This window comes from Acinetobacter bereziniae (assembly GCF_016576965.1).
In the GTDB taxonomy this organism is placed as follows: Bacteria; Pseudomonadota; Gammaproteobacteria; order Pseudomonadales; family Moraxellaceae; genus Acinetobacter; species Acinetobacter bereziniae.
Window position 1 is genome coordinate 3340020 of the sequence record NZ_CP066119.1, and the last position, 21289, is coordinate 3361308.

The window sequence follows — 21289 nt, forward strand, 5'->3', positions numbered from 1 at the left end:
AAAAAAGCGCAGAGCCTTTTGACTGTGCGCTTTTTTGAAAATCCATATACCATTGATGCGTATAATAAATATAAAATTCCGTACTTTATTGCATAGTGAGTTTATGAAAAACACATACAATAAAATATCGTTTATCTTCAATAATAAAATTAACCATCGAATATATTGGGTGATGATATGAGTGTTGTGACCACCCTGCCTTATGTTTAAAGTTTAATGACTTTGCACAGATGATGCTTCATTTCTTCAAAGATGGAAAAAGTGAATCCGATCTGATCGAATCACCGAACACTGCAATCAACAAGAGCACTTATAGTACGATTTTGATTCTTTCCGTTTGGGTTGTGACTTTTGCATTTTTACATGCATTGGATGATTGAATAGTTTTAATCACTTCATTGCGACGGGGTAAAATCTTTAAACTTGAAACAATTTCCCCACCCGTTTTACAATCTTGCTCACCCAACTTCTCACTAAAACGACCCGGATGACTCGAAGATTCAGCAGTTGCAATAATTTTAGCTTTCCACCCATCAAAATAGACTAAATCCGTTGTCTGGGAAACTTGCCCCTGCCCCGAGCCAGCAGACTCTATTTCAACCAAATCGATTGGTTTTGCTCGATATTGCACCGTATGTACTGTGAAATCATTGGCTTGACCACCGAACTCAAGTATTCGAGATTGTTTTAACTTTGGGCGCGTCAATATATAGCCTCCCCAAAAATTTCGTCCTGCATTTTCAAATGTTACACCAGAGAGATAAGCCAGCTCTCCAGACAACAAATGAACCTCTTTCATATAATCAATCATGATCGCTTTGGCGGGTGTCGCTTGAGAATCGTTTAGGTTCGTTATACTGTTGATCACTGCTTGATCTGTAGGAGTTGCTGCAAAACTCAGGGCAGATGCGCTTAGAACAAAAACCATAGTACTCAATCGAACTGAAGAATAGTAAAGCATAAAATAAACGCTCAAATTTTGTGATGGATTGTGTGCTTAACGTCCCCATTCCATTTTAGCCATGTATGGACGTATTTTTTTAATTCGTTGAATATTGGTTTTTTCAATCTGAGTTAATTGGTTTTCTACATTGGTACTACATGGCATATACCAGTTTTGATCAGCAAATTGATTGGCAATTTCACGATTTGCAAATGAATAACCATGTCGTGCATAAATTTCATTACGCATCCAATCCAGTTCTTCTGCGGGAATTTGTATATCTTGATCTTTCAATAAACGTTGAGAAGCAACAGGATAATCACCCACATCTTTTTTATAACGACATTGTTGCGGTTTTAAGTCAAAATATTTAGGTTTTACTTTTGCTGTTGTAGACTCCCAACTCGACTCCAACAAATTAGGTTGACTATGACTTACCACAAAAGTAAATACCCCACTGCTTGAAGGTGCACCGCTTTCAGTTGCGGTAATTTTATAGCCTTGAGCTGTGTTCTGCACCTTACCTGTGAAGTTCTGTTTGTTCTTACCCAAAATACTGTAACCTTTGACCTGATTTCGATCTATTGATTGAATAAAAACACCGATTTTTTGTTCATCATATTTTCCAGACCAAGATTTCTGTAATTGTTGAATATCCAGTGCATAGCCACTTTGAGTAAAAATTGCGGAAAGCCCTATACATGTTATTAATCGCTTATTCATTGTTATTCCTATTTGTTATGACGATGAGTGATACATATTCACGGTAATTTTAAAACAAATTATCGTATTTGTGGTGCAACATGATGCAAAAAAATCAAATTCAATCCAAATATAAACACTGTGTTTGGATATATCTTTGATTATAATTTACTGAACCCGTTTTATTACATAACAGTATGGCAAAAATAAAAAACAATCTGCCCACGATAAGTTTAGGTATAGTTTCTCTCTTGGTCTATGCCTATCTGTGTTACCTCATGGTCGCAATATGTTTGCAATATTTTCCTTGGAACACAGAACAGCATTTTTTATTGCTTAAGCAAGATGTAGTCAATACTCAACCTTGGCAGACGGCTTTTAAAATCCATGTGATCAGCAGTAGCTTTGTACTCATCGCTGGATTTACACAGTTTTTCCGTGTCTTTCGCACGCGTTTTCCCCGAATTCATCGTTGGAGTGGTTGGCTGTATCTGATCACCATTTTAGGGTTTTCTTTACCCAGTGGTTTAATTCTAGCTTTTTCAGCAGCTGGAGGGTTATCTACCCAAATCAGCTTTGTCTTATTAAGTTCACTCTGGGCAATTACCACCCTATCCGCGTTGTACTTTTTATTGAAAAAACGTTGGATTTTACATCGTGACTGGATGATTCGGAGCTTCGCTCTCAGCCTTTCTGCATTAAGTTTAAGAACATGGAAAATGGGACTTTACACTTTACAGCCCTATTTTGATTGGCTGACACCTGTGCATATCTATCAATTGGAGTCTTGGTTAGGTTGGGTGGTTAATTTAATTGTCGCAGAGATCATTATTCTCAAATTGCATTTATACAAGACAGAAAAGCCCTAAATAAATTTAGGGCTTTCGAATCACCTTCTACAATTTAGTGAACGTTTTAATCTTTTCGCGTCACCGTGTAATGATTTAAATCCAGTTGTTTTAACTGATTACGAAGCTCTTGCAATGACCAAGGCCATGCCGCAAAATTTCGTCCATTTTCATCCAGATAATAAGACTTACAGCCACCTGCATTGAATACCGTTGTTTTTAGATGCTTTTGTAGACGTCGATTATGTTGGGTAATCACATCTCCCTTAATTTCAAAACGGGTGAACTTCTGATCACGCATTTTTAGTAAACCATCAACAATATAGCCGACTTGCGCTTCCGCAATACCAATAAATGAATCATAGACCAGAATATTTGGACCCAAGACCAAGAATGCATTGGGAACATGTTCAATGCTTGCACCTAAATACGCTTCTGGAGAACTGTTTTTCCATCGCTCTGCAAGGACTTGACCATTGGCATCATAAACACGTTTACCAATCGGCGGATGAGAAACTTCAAAACCTGTTCCCCAAATGATCACATCAACTTCATGACACTCACCATTGGCTGCAATCACCGTATTACCGTCTATTTCCACCAAACCATGAGGAACAAGGTCAACATTGTCTTGTTGTAAGGCTGGATAATAATTGTTCGCAAACAATAAACGCTTACATCCAATGGTAAAGTTAGGGGTCACGTCTTTACGCAGTTTTTCATCTTTAATTTGTAATTTGAGTAATTGCTTACTTAAAAAATTGACAGGTTCGAGTACTTTCGGATTGCGTAACCCAAAGTTAATCCCATTTAAAATCTGAGCAATACTGTTGCGCCAAGTTTGTTGAATGACTGGAAACTTAGAAATAATCCCTTTCGCAGTTTCATTCAATTCCATGTCAGCCTTAGGAAGTACCCATGGTGCTGTGCGCTGGAACACAATCAATTGTTTCGCTAAAGGTTGAACTTGTGGAATAAATTGAATTGCTGAAGCGCCCGTACCAATGACAGCCACACGTTTACCTGTTAAATCATAATCATGATTCCAACGTGCAGAGTGAAACATTTCCCCCTTGAATGTTTCAATACCTTTTAATTTAGGCATCGAAGGTTCAGTAATTGGACCTGTAGTAAAAATCACTGTTTTTGCTTGGTAAGCGCCTTTAGATGTTTCTAAGTGCCAAATATGTTGTACTTCATCCCATTTGGCACTGATCAATTCATTATTAAATTCAATTTTCTCACCAAGGTCGTATTTTTCCACCACCTCTTCTAAATAACTTAATATTTCAGGCTGTTTGGCAAACAGATGACTCCATTTATGACTAGGAGAGAATGAAAAAGAATAAAGCGCAGATGGCACATCACAACCGCAACCTGGATAATTGTTATCACGCCACGTACCACCAACACGGTTGGCTTTTTCTAGTACAACATAGTCATGATAGCCCACTTGATTCATTTGATAAGCCGCAGCAATTCCAGAGATACCTGCCCCGACCACAATAGTATCATAGGTATGAACGGGCTGTTTTTTCTGAGCACTGGTTACTTTTTTATCAGCAGTCTGTTCAGCGCTCTCTGGTTTCACTGTTGTTTGAGTTGTAGCTTTTTGTTGAGTCGACTTTACCGCAGCTTTAGCCGTTTTTTGAATCTCCGCTTTAGCAGCGCCAACTTTCGCAGCAGTGGATTTCGCAGGCTTGGATACGGTTTTTACTTCTAATGCTTTGTCTTCTAAATTTGCAGATTGTGCTGTGTTCGGTTGAGTCACATGCTTAATCTCTTCCAACGTTGTTTGCGTTGTCGTCTTTTTCACGCTTTTATCTTCTGGATGTGTATCTAAAGTGGTTTCAGTCGTCATAGTCGTCTACTCAAATCTTATTTTACGTATTTATTAAATAATGGATAACCAATACCCAACATCTTGGCATACAATGCTGGCGAAGCACGTTTCATGATCCAGAACAGCTTTGCATCGGGTTGCGGAATGGTATAAAGCTTGTTTGCATCCAGATTATTTAAGGTCTTGATAGCAACTTGATCGCTGGTGGTAAATGCATGATTCATTAGCAAATCATCGGCTAGCCCTGCGTAATGTCCCGGTAAACGACCATTTTTCATAATATTGGTTGGTACCAATGTTGGACATAACACATTGACGCGAATATTGTCTTTGCGAAGTTCAGCGGATAGGGTTTCTGACAAAGCCAATACACTGGATTTGGTCACGTTATAAGCCGTCATCTCTGGTGCTGCGGTATAACCAGCCGCTGAAGCCACATTAATAATTGCGCCGCGACCTTGTTGTTTAAACTTTGGGACAAAGTAATGACAGCCGTGAATCACTCCCCACAAATTGACATGCATACACCATTGCCAATCCTCTAAAGAAACTTCATCAAACTTGCCACCTAAACCGACACCCGCATTATTAATAACCAAACTCACAGGATGATTCATTAATTTTTCAGCCTGTTCAGCCAGCGCTTTGACTTGCTCTTTCAGTCCAACATCACATTGCACCGCAAAGGCTTTTCCAGAAGTTTGTGACTCAATCAAATTTACCGTTTCTTGAGCAGCGTCTAAATTAATATCAGCACAAACAATCGTTCCACCACGCTTGGCAAGCTCCAAGGCAAAACTACGACCAATTCCACTGCCAGCACCAGTCACCACTGCATAAGCATTTTGGCTAGGTTTTGCCTTTTTAGAAAAAAATCCCATATCTCTTCAATCCATCTATTTTTTTATTTTACGAACGCAATGTCGGGTAAAATTCTTTCGTTAAATAAGGCGTAAGAATACCGTTCTCAGGGTTCAGCAACTTTTCTTTGTAATATTCCAAAAATTCAGAGGTATCATGATCATTTGGATGAAAATTTGGACGTAGATAATCAAAAATATGCTTAAAGCTACTGCCATAAACACCATCTTTTAAACCAAAAATCAGGCGAAAATTGTAAGGAATCTCACGCCAATAACGTAAGCTGATTAAATTTTTTGGATTCCGATAAAAAGGAACCAAAAATGAAGCTGCTGAAATCAATACAAGAATCGTGATCAAAGCAGGGAAAAATCCAGCAATACGTAATAAATAGTTATTTGATAATTCTTGAAAAACATCAAAGGCAATGTCTTTATGCTCAGATTCTTCAAGCATATGCCACATCCAGATCGCACGCTGTTTTTCATCTTGAGAACGGAAGAAAATTTCCTCATGATTCATCATGTATTCCGCCAAAACAGCCGTGAAATGTTCAATTCCCGCCATCAATGAAAGTTTCATTGGCTGAGGAAGACGTTCAAATCCATATTCAAACGCCCATCCTGCCCAAGTACGGAAAAGCTTTACAGGCAAATCACGAATTAAATAGGCTTCGTTTAACTCTTCATGCATTTTAGAATGAATGGCTTCTTGACCAATCAATGATGTTACACGTTGCTTAAGCAATGGATCAGTGATGAAATCACGATGATATCGTGCTGTATCAATCACCAAATCTTCACCGCGTGTCAAAAAAATTGACAATGAAGCAAAGTAAGCACTTGCTAACTCGGCATCCATATAAAATCTGTGATCGAGTTTTGCTGGATCAAAATCAAATTTCATATGCCGAATAGGAATAATCGGTGTTTGATTTGCCAAACTAAATGGCGCTGCAGCAAACATTTTAGCGACAGCTTTTTTTAACGGTTTCACGAACATAGAAAATACTCTTTATTCATTTAATCTGGTCACCCATGCACAGGTCTATTTAACACATGGCACAGCTTGCCTTTTGAGTAAAAACTCTAATTTGATCACTAAAAATTACGACATGCTTTGTCAATTACCATTGGCATATGCAGACATTCGATTAGCAAATTATGACAACCACAATGGATTGTCTAACAATTACTCTACAGTGTTGTTCTTCAAGATAGAAAATGTCCTATGAAGATAAGTTCTGTGATGTGTTGAGAAATCAAAACGGGTCAAATGTGCTATTAAGCAATACAAAAAAAGAGCAACTATTTAGTCACTCTTGTTTAAAAAGATGTTCAATTCACTCAGATTTAGCTGCGGATCGCTGGCGTAAATTCTTTGATAAAATATGGAGTCAGCGTTCCTGTCTCTGGATCAAGTAGCTCTTTCTTGAAATAGTCCAATAGTTCACTGGTGTCATGATCATTGGGATGAAAGCTTGGACGTAGATAATCAAAAATATGCCCTAAACTACTGCCAAACACCCCATCCTTTAAGCCAAAGAGTAAATTCCAACTCCCCTTCGCTTCTCTCCAAAAGCTTAAGCTCAAGGTATTTTGCGGGCGCCGTAAAAACGGCAAAAATAATGCACCTGCACCGACACCTACCCCAAGCGTAATTAAGGCAATAAAGAATCCTAAAATGCGTAAACTATAATTTGCTGAAAGAACTTGATAGGTATCATATGCAATATCTTTGTGTTCAGATTCTTCAAGCATATGCCACAACCATAAAGCACGTGTTTTTTCATCGAGTGAATGATTAAAAATATCTTGGTGTGTCATGGCATATTGAGCAAAAACAGCAGTGAAATGCTCGATTCCAGCCATCATTGAAAGCTTCAATGGCTGTGGAAATTTTAGAAAAGTATTGTTAAATACTTGTTCAGCTAGAAAACGGTATAGTTGTACTGGCAAATGATTGGGAATCATCGTTTCATTATATTCTTCATGGACTTTAGAATGAATCGCCTCTTGCCCAATTAAACTGGTTAAACGCTGTTTCAAGATTGGATCTTTGATTTGGTCACGATGGTGACGTGCAGTTTCAATCACCAATTCTTCGCCATAAGTCAAAAAAATTGAAAGTGCTGCAAAATAAGCAGTCGCCCATTCCTTTTGCATAAAAAATTTGACATCCAGCTCATCAGGGCTGAATTTAAAATCAAAATGACGAATCGGAATATTAGCAACCTGCTCAGTTAAATCCACCAATTGGCTGGGAAAAACTTTTGCAAAGACCTTTTTGACTGGTTTAGCAAGCAACATATAAAACCTCATCTATTTATCTATAGTGCAAAGCTTTGTCTAAAAATCCAGTACAAATTCACATTCCTAGTCAAAACCATGCTTTTATACAGCCGAAATTAAGACATATTGCATCAAATACCATTAGCATTTACGGTCAATCGATTGGCAATTTATGACTATCCAACAAAGTGTCAGACAAATAACCGAAACAAGTGTATTTGCTGATAAATAATGACCCGAGAGGACATTTTTAATCATCCACTTAACTTGAACCTGAGTTTAAAAAGTCGTTATGGTGAGTCACAGATTGATTTGATGAAGAAATGAGATTGCCTACGATCGATTAGGCTTTGGACAATCATCTCCCCATCCCGACTTCTGGGATATTGATTTTGTGAAAAATGAAGCAATAGAAGGTTTTTCAGTCATTTTAGAGCAATTCAAAATTCAAGATTTTATGGTGATGGGACATAGTGTAGGTGGTGGGATGGCAACTCACTGTTCTGTTCAGTATCCAAAGCAATGTAAAGCCTTAATCACCATTTCAGCACAGGCTTTTGTAGAACAACAAACCCTTATTGGAATTCAAGATGCCAAAACCAACTTTCAACATCTAGGACAAATGAATCGTCTTAAAAAATATCATGGAGAAAAAGCTCAATGGGTTTTAAATGCTTGGACTGAAACATGGTTATCTTCCCAATTCCGCCATTGGCAGTTAAGAGACACGATAACACAAATACAATGTCCTCTCTTGGTCATTCATGGAGAACTGGATGAATATGGCTCTTTGGCTCAACCTCAACAGTTTATCGATTATGCAACTAAAACAGTTCAATTAGAAATTATTGCATGTGCAAAGCATATGCCACATAAAGAAAATCCTCAGCAAATATTAAATATTATTCATACTTTTATTGTAGGACTTGAAATTGCATAGCGTCATTTCATAAAAATGATTTGATTTCAATCTCATTCAATCCAATGAACTTTAGGGTCTGTGGACATTTCATAAATGGCTTGCGTTGTAGGTTAAAATTGAGCAGGCATGAGGAGTATACTCCGCAAGGAAATGAAGAGAATAGCGAGACTATTTTTAAGTTTCATAACGTAGCCTGAGATAATTTTAGCCACAACCCTGAGCCAGAACAAAGCACTGCTTTGTTTGCAGCGCAAGGCGCAGCGGGGACTAGCGTGTTTTTTGTCGCTTCGTCGTTACGAACTACTTATTTAGAATGACTAAATTTCGTATTTCGCGCCTAGAATCGCCTAAAAAACACACCTAGTCGCAAACATAGACGAATTGTCCACAGACCCTATACTTTTATCAAGATTCTTAGAAAATTTGTGAGTCACAGATAAGCATATTTAATTGATACAGATGATCTCGTTGGACTTCCTCATCATTATAAAATTGATTGTTATTTGGCTGTCCTATATTCAATGCTAAACTGATTCTAACTTTATTTTAATCCCTGCTAACAATGTTGAATTACTTTTGGCGCTTGGCAAAAATACTCAAAATTGATCAATTTAAATATCGCCCATTAACAAATGGAGAAATTCGAATTAGCCGAACTGTGTTTGGTGACTTGATTGATTATGATCAGGTAAAAATCATGAATCACCCATATTTGCCTTGGCAACCCGTTGGCATCTTAATGGCACCTAATGGCTATATTCATTTAAAAGATGCCGATTATTGTGAAGATTTTTCATGCATGAGTTTAGCCTATCAAGCTGTATTCATTCATGAAATGGCCCATATCTATCAATACCAACGCCATGAAAAAGTCCTGCTAAAAGGTGCAATTTTGCAGTCTGCAATGTATCTTAGTTTTGGTCGCTATAACCCTTATCGCTATACTTTGGTTCAAGGAAAGTCTTATTTTGACTATAATATCGAGCAACAAGGAGACATCGCTAAAGACATTTATTTAAATCGAATTGAAAATATCATTTTGAATTAAATCAAAGCTAAAATTTGACACTTTTCGCTTTGCTTCGGACTTTTTTGTGATCTATTTCATGATTTTTTTAAAAAGAACATTAATTCCGATGTAAAAAGCAAAAAATAATGAAAAATCACTAGTTTCTACAAAAAAAATACTCTAAATTCATGGTGTCATTGATGCTGCACTGAATAAACTTGATGAATCACTAGCTTCTGACATTTTTTTAGTTAAAATACTCAATGTCTGAAATTTTTGCCTTGCAAAAAAATAAAGATTTTTGATGATTTTTTGATGATTTTATAGCTTCGCCCTTTGGCAGTTTTTGTTGTGTCTATATATACATACGTTGAATAACTACATTTTAAAAATCAACAAAATGTATATAAATTACCCTATTGGAATAGGATTTGGTTTAAATGAAAAGTTTTAAAATTGCTCTTGCGCAATTCTCTCCATTCATTGGTGATCTTGATTCAAATGTTCAAAAGATGATTGAGCAAGCCAATGAAGCAAAAAAACAGAATGCTGAAATTATTGTTTTCCCCGAACTTTCTATTATCGGCTATCCAGCTGAAGATTTATTTCTACGCCCAAGCTTAGCTAAACGTACAGCTCAAGCTTTTGAAAAACTAGCCACGATCAAAGATATTGTTTTGGTATTTGGTTTTGTAAATCTTACAGATGATGGTCAACGTTATAATGCTGCTGCTGTCATGAAAGATGGTCAGGTACTCGGTATTTATAACAAACAAAATTTACCTAACTATAGTGTATTTGACGAAAAGCGTTATTTTAATGAAGGTCATCAACACCTCGTTTTTGAATACTTGGGTCATAAGTTTGGTGTATTGATCTGTGAAGATGTCTGGTCACTCAATACAGTTCAACAGTTAGCTCAATTGAATGTCGAAAGCGTATTGGTACTCAATGCTTCACCTTATGAAGTTGGTAAACCTCAACACCGTATCGTAACGCTGAAAGAATTAGCGAAACAATTGAATTTGCACTTGGTCTACGTCAACCAAGTCGGTGGGCAAGACGATCTGATTTTTGATGGTACAAGTTTTGTGATTAACCAATCAGGCGAAGTTGCATTACAAGCACCGAGCTTCATTGAAGACCTCTACTTTACAGAATACCAAATCGAAAACAAAAGCTATCAAGTCGTCGAAACTGCACCTGCTTTAAGTACCATGGCTGAGATTTACCAAGGTTTAGTTTTAGCAACACGTGACTATGTGCAACGCTCAGGCTTTCCTGGTGTAATTCTTGGATTATCAGGAGGTATTGACTCCGCTTTAACGCTTGCAATTGCTGTTGATGCCATTGGTGCGGATAAAGTTCAAGCGGTAATGATGCCTTATACTTATACCTCTCAAATCAGTGTTGAAGATGCTACTGAGCAAGCAAAGCGTATGGGAGTGACATTTGGTATTGCTGAAATTCATCCAATTGTAAACAGTTTCATGCAAACGCTCTATCCTTTCTTTGGCAACTCACCTGCTGATGCAACAGAGGAAAACCTTCAAGCTCGTGCGCGTGGCACACTGTTGATGGGTTTATCTAATAAATTTGGTAATTTAGTGCTTTCAACAGGCAATAAATCTGAACTTTCTGTCGGTTACTGTACTTTATATGGCGATATGGTGGGTGGTTTTGCAGTACTGAAAGACGTTTATAAAACCATCGTGTTTGAATTGGCGAAGTATCGTAACAGCATTTCTGAAACGCCTGTAATTCCTGAACGTGTGATTACCCGTCCACCTTCAGCTGAACTTCGTCCAGATCAAAAAGACCAAGATTCACTACCTGCTTACGATATACTCGATGCGATTTTATACGCCTATATCGAAGAAGAACAAAGCCAAGAGGACATCATCGCCAAGGGCTTTGAACGTGAAGTGGTCGAAAAAGTAATTCGTCTTGTTGATCGCAATGAATACAAACGCCGTCAAGGTTCAATTGGACCACGCATCAGTTCACGTGCATTTAGTCGCGAACGTCGCTACCCGATTGTAAATGGCTGGAAACCTGGTGTATAAGCCTCGTGAATGTGAATAATTCACTCCCAGCGAGCTTTGCTCAGGAACTTGCTCAAGCACTTTTGCTTGAGCAAGTGCGTTATACCAAACAACAATTACTTGATCAAAAAAATCCTCAATTCATTCAAAATTTTATTTCTCAAACTTATCAGAATGCTGACAAAATTCTTTTAAAAGACGTGATACAACTTGAACAACTCTGTTCAGTGGTTCAAAAATATGCATTTGAACTAAATTTGGGCGCTGATATTCTTGAGTTTATTGGTGTCGTTGCGCAAAAAATTCATCAATATGCAATTGGTAGCCAAACCGTTATCAATGATTTACTTTCAGATGAATCATTTGAATTATGGATGTTCAAAATTTTAGAACTTGAACAGCTCCGAGATTATCTTCAAGAAAATTTACAACATAATCCGCAGATTCAACAGGTCAGCTTACAACTCGCCAATCAAATTGTTGAAAGTAACACACCTTGGCTTAATCAACTTCGCCACTACACAGTTAAACAAAATCGTCTTGGTTCCAAAGTCATGAGCTTTATCCAAGACCAACAGCAAAATATTGAATTAAAATTAGAAAACCAACTTGCGTCAGCAATACGTAAACAACTCAGCACGATTATTATGCTTCCCAATGAGGATTTAGCAGATATCGCGACACACATCTGGACTGAAATCAAACAACGCTCCTTAAAAGAAACATTTTCTCAACTTCAATCCATAGATTTTGAAGAGTTCTTTATCTTAGTTTATGAAACATGGAAAGAGCTTCGTGAAACAGAATATATGCAACAGGTTATTCTTAACGTAGTAGAAGCATTTTATGAATATTTTGGTGAATACAGTCTACAGGAATTATTACACTCTGTAGGTCTAGATAAAAATGACTTATTCATTGAAGCAGATCGCTTTATTCCACATACATTAGGTGCATTAGAACAGCACGGCTTGTTAGACAGTATCATCCAATCTTTGATAGCACCATTCTACTTAGATCCACAAACCCAGCGCTTTATAGAAAATTTTCTTGCTGAGAAAGCATAACCATTGATAAAACATAGATCGTCTTTCTATAGACAACGTCTCAGTTAAGCGATTTAAATCATCAATATAAAGTACATTAACCTGAGTACGATAAAAATCCTTGATGAAAGATGATACAGTCAAACCGCCTGATTATTCATACAAGTGATTTGGATGATTCATTTATTTTGTACTTTTTGAATCATTGATGGTCTTGCTATCGTGAGGCGACATGAATGTCGCCATGTTGAGCGGGGGTAAAGGATGTACCCCTCGCTCAACGAGAGATTTTTGTCACTTTTCATCTCTGAAAAGTGAGCCATCGGCTACGCAAAAGAATTTAAACTTTAGCACTAAAGCGTGGCAGTACAAGCTTTAGATCATCAAACAATCTATTGATCGCCTTCATTTTATTGGTCAAGAGAAATAAAACTATATTGATGGTTGCGCTTACGGAGCTTCGCTCCTCATACCAAAACAAGTATGGCGAGCCCTTGCGGAGCTCCGCTCCTCATCCTAAAATCGGATGAAAATCCAGAAAAAATCCACATAGATTTATTATCTTTCAATGAGTTGAAGATTTAATTGTATCGAATTCACGTTACATTAATAAAAGCTTAATATCATCAAACAACATTTTCATATCATGGATTTTATGAGTCAAAGCAAATTAGATTTTACTGTAACTGCTTTCAACAGATTGAGGATATGTATATGTAGCACTAGAAATTTCATGGTTGATAAAGCTTGCACTTATTTAAAAAACCATCACGACACGTACATTGGTAAAAGGCTAATATATGACTACGATGTGTTGGATAAATTGAACATCCTCATGTAACAATTTCAGTTCTCTTGTTTTGGTTATAAACATATCAAGCTTTATTAAAATAATGTTTGATTTAATTCAGCCTGATCACACAAATTTTTTAAACTCATGTGCTCGACATAGGGTTTCGCGCTAAAAAAATTTGAGGACACAAAAAAAGAGACCATGCGGTGAGCATGGTCTATAAAAATGGTGGCTATGACGGGACTTGAACCTGTGACCCCCGCATTATGAGTGCGGTGCTCTAACCAACTGAGCTACATAGCCATAAACTGTGTGCGCATTATCTAAAGTTATACACCCTACGTCAAGCACTTAAATAAACTAATGCTCACACTTTAAACAATTGATATTTAAATGTTTAAAATTAATACATATTTATGTTTTTATCAGAAAATTAGCATATTCAAGCGATAAAATTATCCTGCAATCTACCTACAATATTTTAATCGTCGCTAAATTAAAGATTTAATTTTTTATAGATGAAGATGTTTGAATAAAATAAGACTTAAACAAAACAAACGACCCAAAATAATTTTATAACCATTGAGCACTATAGCAACTATCGAATTTTAATGTTTCCAAGATTCAAATCTTGCAATAAAAAAGAGAGTGTTTACCACTCTCTATTTGCAACCAGCTCTTCCATTTCAAGATCAAGATAACCTTGATCCTGTATCACCATCATCAACGCTTCAGCAATATAATCTGCAGCAGTATCATCCAGTGAGGAGTCTAAGTCTTCAAACTGAGGCTTCATTTCATTAATTTCAGTCACAGTCAGATTTGCCAAAGAGTAAATTTCAGCATCGCTAAAACTGGTTTTAGCCACCTTTTTAGCAAATTGTTCAATGAGTTGCTTTATTTCGGCAACTAGAATATCGGGATAATATTCATCATCGAACATTGGGAGAAGTAGATCGTTAAACATAGCAACCTAAAATAAAACAGCAATTCACGCGCTTATATAACACAAACCATACAATTCACCAAATCTACTTGCGACCTTAATGCTATTTTTTTAAATCACTTTTCTGGTTAGAGAGAGAAATGCGCTCCAATCGTCATACTTATACCTTTGAAGAAAGATCATTTGATCCAATCAAATTCAATTTGAAACACCTATCGCTAAATCGCGGTACGCATTGCCTGCCAAATTTGAATGGCGTCTGACATTGCTTTCACATCATGTGCACGTACCATACATGCACCTTGCTGAATACTCATCAAATGCGCAGCGACACTGCCTACTGCACGATTTTGAGCATCTGCTCTACCTAAAGCCTCTCCAATAAAACGCTTACGTGATAAGGCGGATAAAATGGGATATCCCATTGCGTTCAATTTATAAAACTCATTCAATAATTTTAAGTTCTGTTGCGCATTTTTAGCAAAACCAAAACCGGGATCAATCATGATGTTTTCAGGCTTAACCCCTGCTTGTATCGCTTGATCGACACGTTGTTGAAGTTCCTTAATCACATCCAGAGTTACATCCTGATATTGGTCCAGTTGGTTCATGGTTGATGGTTCACCACGCATATGCATAATAATCACAGGAATATCTAGTTCTGCAGCTGTTTGCAATGCATTTGGACGAGTTAATGCTCTTACATCATTCCAAATATGTGCGCCGACCTTGACTGCTTCACGAATCACTTCTGGTTGCGAAGTATCAACCGATATCACCACGTCATATTGGGCAAGCTCAGCAATTACAGGAATGACGCGTTGGATTTCCTCAGTGATTGCTACAGTTGATGCACCAGGTCGTGTAGATTCACCACCGACATCAATCACAGTTGCACCTGCATCAATCATTTGTCTAGCATATGCAATGGCTTGATCTTTTTGATTATGTAGCCCACCATCACTAAAAGAATCTGGAGTTACATTCAGTATCCCCATGACATGCGCTTTTGATAGATCTAAACTCAAACGCCCGCAACGCAAAATTTTATTCGGCAGTGACACCAATTGCATGTCGCTTCTCCATGATTAATTTGCATTAGTTTAGCAATTACACTCCATTTCAAGATAAATTCTTTTAATAATAAATTGTATTTGCATAAAAAAAGAGCCTCATATGAGACTCTTTTTTGATTTATTCCAATCAGGTTGCCGGTAATGGTGGCGGAGTTGACGGACCATCTGTAGGCGTCACATCAATCACTGGATTATCAGCAACATAAACCTTAGGTGGTTGCGGCTCACGACCTTCCATGATGTCACGGATTTGATCACGGTCAATGGTTTCCCATTCCATCAAGGCTTTCACCATTGCATGCGCAATATCTTTGTTATTTTCAAGAATATCACGTGCAACTTTGTACTGTTCATCAAGAATACGACGTACTTCTTGGTCAACTTGTTGTTGAGTTGCTTCAGAAATAGTGCGACTACCTACGTTTCCAAAGAAACCATTTTGGTTTTCATCTTCGTAAACCATCACACCCATTTTGTCAGACATACCGTACTTGGTGACCATTGCACGCGCCATTTTAGTTGCACGTTCAAAGTCGTTAGAAGCACCTGTCGACATTTGGTTAATGAATACTTCTTCTGCAATACGACCACCGAATAAGATAGAAAGTTCATTCAACATCTTAGACTTGTAATGGCTGGTTTGGTCATGTTCTGGCAGCTGCCAAGTCACACCAAGCGCCCAACCACGCGGCATAATGGTTACTTTATGTACTGGGTCTGTACCCGGAAGAATTTCCGCTACAATCGCATGACCTGCTTCATGATAAGCGGTCGCACGACGTTCTTCTTCACGAATCACCATCGACTTACGCTCAGGTCCCATATAGATCTTGTCTTTAGCATCTTCAAAGTCATGCATATCGACAGTGTTCTTATTGCGACGTGCAGCAAATAATGCTGCTTCATTGACAAGGTTTGCCAATTGCGCACCAGAGAAGCCCGGTGTACCACGTGCAAGTACTTTAAGATCAACACCTGTCACAGATGGAAGTTTCTTCAAATGCACTGCCAAAATCTGTTCACGACCTTTGATGTCAGGAAGACCCACCATCACTTGACGGTCAAAACGTCCAGGACGTAACAATGCTTTATCAAGTACGTCGGCACGGTTGGTTGCAGCAATAACGATAATACCTTCATTACCTTCGAAACCATCCATTTCAACCAACATCTGGTTTAATGTTTGCTCACGCTCATCATGACCACCACCAGTACCTGAACCACGATGACGACCAACAGCATCAATCTCATCAATAAAGATGATACATGGTGCATGACGTTTCGCTTGTTCAAACATATCACGTACACGCGAAGCACCCACACCTACAAACATTTCAACGAAATCAGAACCAGAGATGCTAAAGAAAGGAACTTTTGCTTCACCCGCAATCGCTTTCGCAAGTAAAGTTTTACCTGTACCTGGAGGACCAACCATCAACACGCCTTTAGGAATTGTTGCTCCTAAGCGTTTGAATTTTGCAGGGTCTTTTAAGAAATCTACGATTTCAACAACTTCTTGTTTCGCTTCATCACAACCTGCAACATCAACAAATGTTACTTTAATTTGGTCTTCCGAAAGCATTTTTGCCTTCGATTTCCCAAAACTCATTGGACCATTTTTACCGCCTGCACCACCGCCCATGTTACGCATGAAGAACATGAACAATAAAATAATTAAGAGTACAGGGAAACTTGCAATGAGAAGTTGCATCAACAAACCTTGACGTTGAGGTGCAGTACCTTCAACAACAACGTTATTTTTGATGAGTGTAGGCATCAGTTCAGGATCTTGAACTGCTGGGCGAATACTTTCAAAGTTCGAACCGTTCTTTTTTTCGCCGCTTATTCTTTCACCATCAATTGTGACTTTACTAATTTGACCAGCATTCACCGCTGTGACGAATTCAGAATAATTCATCGCAGAAGGCTTACTGCGGTCACTGAGATTGCTGAAGATTAAGATCAGCACACCCAGTATGACCAGCCACAATACGGCATTTTTGAAGTAATCGCTCAAAGCTTTATTCCCATATATAACTATTTTGATCAGGCTCAATCATGCTTGATCGTAACAAAAAGCGAGTAATGAATTTCGCAATAAAGATTAAAAAGGTACAAAATGCACAATTTTTAACAACTTGGCAAGCATTTGTTGGCAATTCATTACGAACTACGAACATACCTTAAAAATGCCCGCTATTGCGAAACTTTTTTACGACCCTGTCCAATTAAAAAAACTTCTTTTGAACGTGCACGTGAAGCAGCAGGTTTTGCTGTTTTCAATACATCAAAACTGTCCACGACTTGCTTTCGGAACTCATCAAATCCACTGCCTTGGAAAACCTTAACTACAAATTGCCCTTTAGGTCCTAAGACTTTATTGGCAAAATCTAACGCAAGTTCACACAAATAAATCTGGCGAGGTTGATCTACAGCCCTATTACCTGATGTATTGGGGGCCATATCTGAAATTACAACGTCTACAGTGCGTCCATTTAAAATATTTAACAATTTTTCGAAAACTTCTTCTTCTCTAAAGTCACCTTGTAAAAAAGTAACATCTGGTAAAGCGTCCATTTCCAAAATGTCTGAAGCAATCACTAAACCCTTATCACCGACCAGTTTTCCTGCGATTTGCGACCAGCTTCCTGGTGCAGCTCCCAAGTCAACTACAGTCATTCCGGGTTTAATCATTTTATATTTTTCTTGAATTTCAAGAAGTTTATATGCTGCGCGAGCACGATAGCCTTCTTTTTGTGCTTTTTTCACAAAAGGATCATCTAAATGCTCTCTCATCCACGCACGACTACTTTTGGATAACTTCTGGTTGGTAATGCGTGTAGCCATAACTCTCTTGATCTAAACAGATAACTAACTTGTGATTGTACGTGAAAAATATTCTCATTGCAGTATACATATGGATTAAAATCGATAGATATTGATATGTTTTTTTGAATAAGCCTCATCGAATATTTCTACAGAATTTACAGCGCAGCGATATGGCTTTTGTTATACTAAGTCGTTTTTAAAATCAGGTTATTTTTTATGGCGACTCTATCTATCCAAGAACGTAAACGTTTACGTCAAATCGGACATGCATTAAATCCAGTTGTAATGCTTGGTGATAAAGGCTTGACTGAAAGTGTCGTTGAAGAATTAAACCGTGCTTTAAATGATCATGAGTTAATTAAAGTTAAAATTGCGGGTGAAGATCGCGAAGCACGCACAGCAACCATCACTGAAATAGCTGAAACAACTGGCGCAGAAGTGGTGCAAACCATCGGTAAAATTGCTTTGCTTTACAAAAAAGCAGCCAAACAAAATCAAAAACTCTCTAATTTGGTTCGTCACGCTCATCTTTCTAATTAAGATTTATTTTCATGGCAAGTTACGAACTGAATGCTTTTGATCGTCGTTTTCAAAGTATCTCTTTAGTGGGTGCGATTGAGCAGGTCAATCCCTACACCTTAAATGTAGGTTATTGGTTAAGAGATCCCAATCAATTTATTGTATACCCTGAACCTGTTACAGCACATCCGCGTCAAGATTTTCTTTGGGAAAATACCTGTTTTGAAATTTTTATTGGCGTGCAGGGCGAAGATCAATATCGAGAAGTTAACCTCTCCCCTTCTCAAGCTTGGCAAGCCTATCAATTTGAAGAATATCGCTATCCTGAGAATATGCCTCCTGTAGTTGCATACGATATTGAATTAAATCAGCTTAAGCGTACACATTATGGATTAAATGTGAGTTTAGATCTGACTGAGTTTATGCTTGCACATAAACTCAAGTGGTCTGATCTATTTATAGGACTCAGTGCTGTTTTGAATACCACACAAGGTCAACACTTCTTCGCCATGCAGCATAGCGGACAGCAAGCTGACTTTCACAACAAACGCGACTGGTTACATACCTTTTAATCGTCACTGTTGAATTGTCTTTTAAATAAAAAGTGAGGCATTTGCCTCACTTTTTATTTAGGTATAGTTGTTTATATACAGCCCAAACAACAACTTATTGCTTTGTCGTAACTTTATGCCAAACTTCCAACGTATGCTCTTTAGAACGTTTTAGTGTTTCAGTGAGCTGAACTTTATGCTTAGAGGAAATTTGTGAAACATCTTCACGAATTTCTTTACCTACTTCAGTCAACTCTTTCACCAAAAGGCTTAATTCCGATTTTAACAAATCAGCTAATTCAACCAAGTCTTTTTGTGAAGTAGAAAATTGAGTTTTGATTACATCAAGACGTTGTACCAAATCTTGTTTGAAGTTTTTGACTTGATCTTGAACCTGTTCATTCAGTTGCTCTGTTTCAGCTTCCAGTTTTTTCTGAGTATCCGCCACAGCTTGAGAGACTTTTTGCTGCGCATCTTTGCCCAGTTTCTCTAAATTTTCCGCAGTTTCAGCTACAACCTCTTTCAAAGCTGCTGTATCTTTTGTTACTTTTTCAGTCACACTTTCTTTAGATATCGTCATATTGATTCCCCCTGGAATACGAAACAATAAGATAGCGTGAAGAAATAAATTTTAGATTTTGATTTGTCTGACAATTATTAAATACTTACAATTTCAAAAAATTCATATGAAAAGCAGAACTAGTAAAAAATAGCAAGGCATTTATCTCACAATATCCACCTAAATAAAATGGACTTTTAATCAGTTCATGCGTATAATGCGCTGTTAAGTTATAAGCGAGCAGACAAGAGGAGGGTAGGATTTAATTAGCCTTCCTTTTTTTTCGTCTACTCGCTTTTTTACAGCCCTATTTTTGTGGTTTTAGTTCAGGAGCTATGGTTTGAGCACCCCCGCCATTTTAGCCCTTGCTGACGGTACTGTTTTTAAAGGTACATCGATCGGCGCTACGGGAAGTACGACTGGTGAAGTCGTTTTTAACACTGCCATGACTGGTTATCAAGAAATTTTGACTGATCCAAGTTATGCACAGCAACTTGTAACTTTAACTTATCCTCATATCGGTAATACTGGTTGTAATGAAGAAGACACTGAATCAGGTCGAATTCATAAAGTCTGGGCGAATGGTCTCATCATTCGTGACCTACCTTTATTACACAGCAATTTCCGCGCAAATCAATCTCTTGGCGAATATTTAGAACAACATAACGTCGTTGCCATTGCTGATATTGATACACGAAAATTAACACGAATCTTACGTGACAAAGGTGCACAGAACGGTTGTATTCTTGCAGGTGAAAACATCACTGAAGAAGAAGCAATTGCTCAAGCACGTGCCTTTGGTGGCTTAAACGGTTTAGACCTTGCTAAAGAATGTTGCGATCCTGAAGGTTTTGAATGGACTGAAGGTTCATGGACATTAGGCAAAGGCTTCTCTCAACCTGAAACTAAATTTCATGTAGTTGCATACGATTATGGTGTCAAAACCAACATCTTACGTATGCTTGTAGATCGCGGTTGTAAGTTGACTGTGGTTCCTGCTCAAACCCCTGCTGAAAAAGTGCTCGCACTTAATCCAGATGGTGTGTTCCTTTCAAATGGTCCTGGCGATCCAGCAGCATGTGATTATGCGATTGAAGCTGTGAAGACTATTGTTGAAACTACAAACCTGCCTGTATTTGGTATTTGTTTAGGTCACCAAATTCTTGCTTTAGCATCTGGTGCTAAAACAGTAAAAATGCCACATGGTCACCATGGTGCAAACCATCCTGTACAAAACATTGATGACCAAAGTCAATACCACGGTACAGTGATGATTACTTCTCAAAACCATGGCTTCGCTGTAGATGCAGAAACTTTACCTGCAAATCTTAAAGCAACGCACAAATCTTTATTCGATCAAACTCTACAAGGGATTCATCGTACAGATAAACCTGCGTTTAGCTTCCAAGGTCACCCTGAAGCAAGCCCTGGTCCACATGACTGTGCCCCATTGTTCGATCATTTCATCGAACTTATTGAAGCATCTAAGAAGTAATTAAGGAAGCG

General features: G+C 37.9%; 19 protein-coding genes and 1 tRNA gene. 8 read left to right on the forward strand and 12 right to left on the reverse strand.

Annotation, left to right across the window (positions count from 1 at the left end; all coding sequences use genetic code 11):
• Positions 1–310 precede the first annotated feature (310 nt).
• Positions 311–928 carry a hypothetical protein gene (locus I9192_RS15580; RefSeq protein ID WP_010590881.1) on the reverse strand — a complete coding sequence of 206 codons (618 nt, stop codon included), beginning with the start codon at positions 926–928 and terminating at the stop codon, positions 311–313.
• Positions 929–997: 69 nt separating this feature from the next.
• On the reverse strand, positions 998–1666 hold the full coding sequence (locus I9192_RS15585) for a YARHG domain-containing protein (RefSeq protein WP_200149900.1): 669 nt from the start codon (positions 1664–1666) through the stop codon (positions 998–1000).
• Between the two features lie 176 nt (positions 1667–1842).
• Between I9192_RS15585 and I9192_RS15590 the strand changes: the two genes are divergently transcribed.
• The gene (locus tag I9192_RS15590; RefSeq protein WP_005032945.1) at positions 1843–2514 is read left to right on the forward strand and encodes a DUF2306 domain-containing protein; all 672 of its coding nucleotides are present in this window, start codon (positions 1843–1845) and stop codon (positions 2512–2514) included.
• 46 nt (positions 2515–2560) lie between these two features.
• Here the strand turns inward: I9192_RS15590 and I9192_RS15595 are convergent, their stop codons facing one another.
• From I9192_RS15595 to I9192_RS15610, 4 genes are all read right to left on the reverse strand, one after another.
• Entirely contained in the window at positions 2561–4354 is a 1794-nt protein-coding gene (locus I9192_RS15595) for a flavin-containing monooxygenase (RefSeq protein WP_005032947.1), read from the reverse strand.
• 17 nt (positions 4355–4371) lie between these two features.
• The gene (locus I9192_RS15600; RefSeq protein ID WP_005032950.1) at positions 4372–5217 is read right to left on the reverse strand and encodes an SDR family NAD(P)-dependent oxidoreductase; all 846 of its coding nucleotides are present in this window, start codon (positions 5215–5217) and stop codon (positions 4372–4374) included.
• Between the two features lie 28 nt (positions 5218–5245).
• Positions 5246–6199: a metal-dependent hydrolase gene (locus I9192_RS15605; protein ID WP_005032952.1), complete on the reverse strand. Its 954-nt coding sequence runs from the start codon at positions 6197–6199 to the stop codon at positions 5246–5248.
• A gap of 350 nt (positions 6200–6549) precedes the next feature.
• On the reverse strand, positions 6550–7506 hold the full coding sequence (locus I9192_RS15610; RefSeq protein WP_005032954.1) for a metal-dependent hydrolase: 957 nt from the start codon (positions 7504–7506) through the stop codon (positions 6550–6552).
• A gap of 310 nt (positions 7507–7816) precedes the next feature.
• On the opposite strand from I9192_RS15610, the gene I9192_RS15615 reads away from it, so the two are divergent.
• The 4 genes from I9192_RS15615 (at position 7817) to I9192_RS15630 (ending at position 12531) form a co-directional block, all read left to right on the forward strand.
• Positions 7817–8428 (forward strand): alpha/beta fold hydrolase, encoded by a 612-nt coding sequence (locus I9192_RS15615; RefSeq protein WP_080740841.1) that lies wholly within the window; start codon positions 7817–7819, stop codon positions 8426–8428.
• Between the two features lie 544 nt (positions 8429–8972).
• The gene (locus tag I9192_RS15620) at positions 8973–9458 is read left to right on the forward strand and encodes a hypothetical protein (RefSeq protein WP_004829453.1); all 486 of its coding nucleotides are present in this window, start codon (positions 8973–8975) and stop codon (positions 9456–9458) included.
• A 401-nt stretch (positions 9459–9859) separates the two neighbouring features.
• Entirely contained in the window at positions 9860–11485 is a 1626-nt protein-coding gene (locus I9192_RS15625) for an NAD+ synthase (protein ID WP_005032961.1), read from the forward strand.
• Between the two features lie 5 nt (positions 11486–11490).
• Positions 11491–12531 carry a hypothetical protein gene (locus tag I9192_RS15630; RefSeq protein ID WP_005032964.1) on the forward strand — a complete coding sequence of 347 codons (1041 nt, stop codon included), beginning with the start codon at positions 11491–11493 and terminating at the stop codon, positions 12529–12531.
• 998 nt (positions 12532–13529) lie between these two features.
• On the opposite strand, the gene I9192_RS15635 is transcribed toward I9192_RS15630, so the two are convergent.
• The 5 genes from I9192_RS15635 to rlmE form a co-directional block, all read right to left on the reverse strand.
• Positions 13530–13606, reverse strand: a tRNA-Met gene (locus I9192_RS15635).
• Positions 13607–13955: 349 nt separating this feature from the next.
• Positions 13956–14270 carry a DUF5713 family protein gene (locus tag I9192_RS15640; protein ID WP_004829456.1) on the reverse strand — a complete coding sequence of 105 codons (315 nt, stop codon included), beginning with the start codon at positions 14268–14270 and terminating at the stop codon, positions 13956–13958.
• A gap of 197 nt (positions 14271–14467) precedes the next feature.
• Positions 14468–15322 (reverse strand): dihydropteroate synthase, encoded by an 855-nt coding sequence (gene folP / locus I9192_RS15645; protein WP_200149901.1) that lies wholly within the window; start codon positions 15320–15322, stop codon positions 14468–14470.
• A gap of 130 nt (positions 15323–15452) precedes the next feature.
• A complete protein-coding gene (ftsH, locus tag I9192_RS15650) occupies positions 15453–17342 on the reverse strand; it encodes an ATP-dependent zinc metalloprotease FtsH (RefSeq protein ID WP_004829458.1) in 1890 nt (629 codons plus the stop codon).
• A gap of 179 nt (positions 17343–17521) precedes the next feature.
• Complete coding sequence (gene rlmE / locus I9192_RS15655) at positions 17522–18172, reverse strand: 23S rRNA (uridine(2552)-2'-O)-methyltransferase RlmE (RefSeq protein WP_004829459.1); 651 nt, start codon at positions 18170–18172, stop codon at positions 17522–17524.
• Positions 18173–18370: 198 nt separating this feature from the next.
• Between rlmE and yhbY the strand changes: the two genes are divergently transcribed.
• On the forward strand, positions 18371–18694 hold the full coding sequence (gene yhbY, locus I9192_RS15660) for a ribosome assembly RNA-binding protein YhbY (protein WP_004829460.1): 324 nt from the start codon (positions 18371–18373) through the stop codon (positions 18692–18694).
• A gap of 11 nt (positions 18695–18705) precedes the next feature.
• Positions 18706–19245 carry a DOMON-like domain-containing protein gene (locus I9192_RS15665; RefSeq protein WP_004829461.1) on the forward strand — a complete coding sequence of 180 codons (540 nt, stop codon included), beginning with the start codon at positions 18706–18708 and terminating at the stop codon, positions 19243–19245.
• A 94-nt stretch (positions 19246–19339) separates the two neighbouring features.
• Here I9192_RS15665 and I9192_RS15670 read toward each other — a convergent pair whose 3' ends face one another.
• Entirely contained in the window at positions 19340–19804 is a 465-nt protein-coding gene (locus I9192_RS15670; RefSeq protein WP_005032972.1) for a hypothetical protein, read from the reverse strand.
• Positions 19805–20123: 319 nt separating this feature from the next.
• Here I9192_RS15670 and carA point away from each other — a divergent pair, with 319 nt between their 5' ends.
• Entirely contained in the window at positions 20124–21278 is a 1155-nt protein-coding gene (gene carA / locus I9192_RS15675) for a glutamine-hydrolyzing carbamoyl-phosphate synthase small subunit (RefSeq protein WP_004829463.1), read from the forward strand.
• Positions 21279–21289 lie beyond the last annotated feature (11 nt).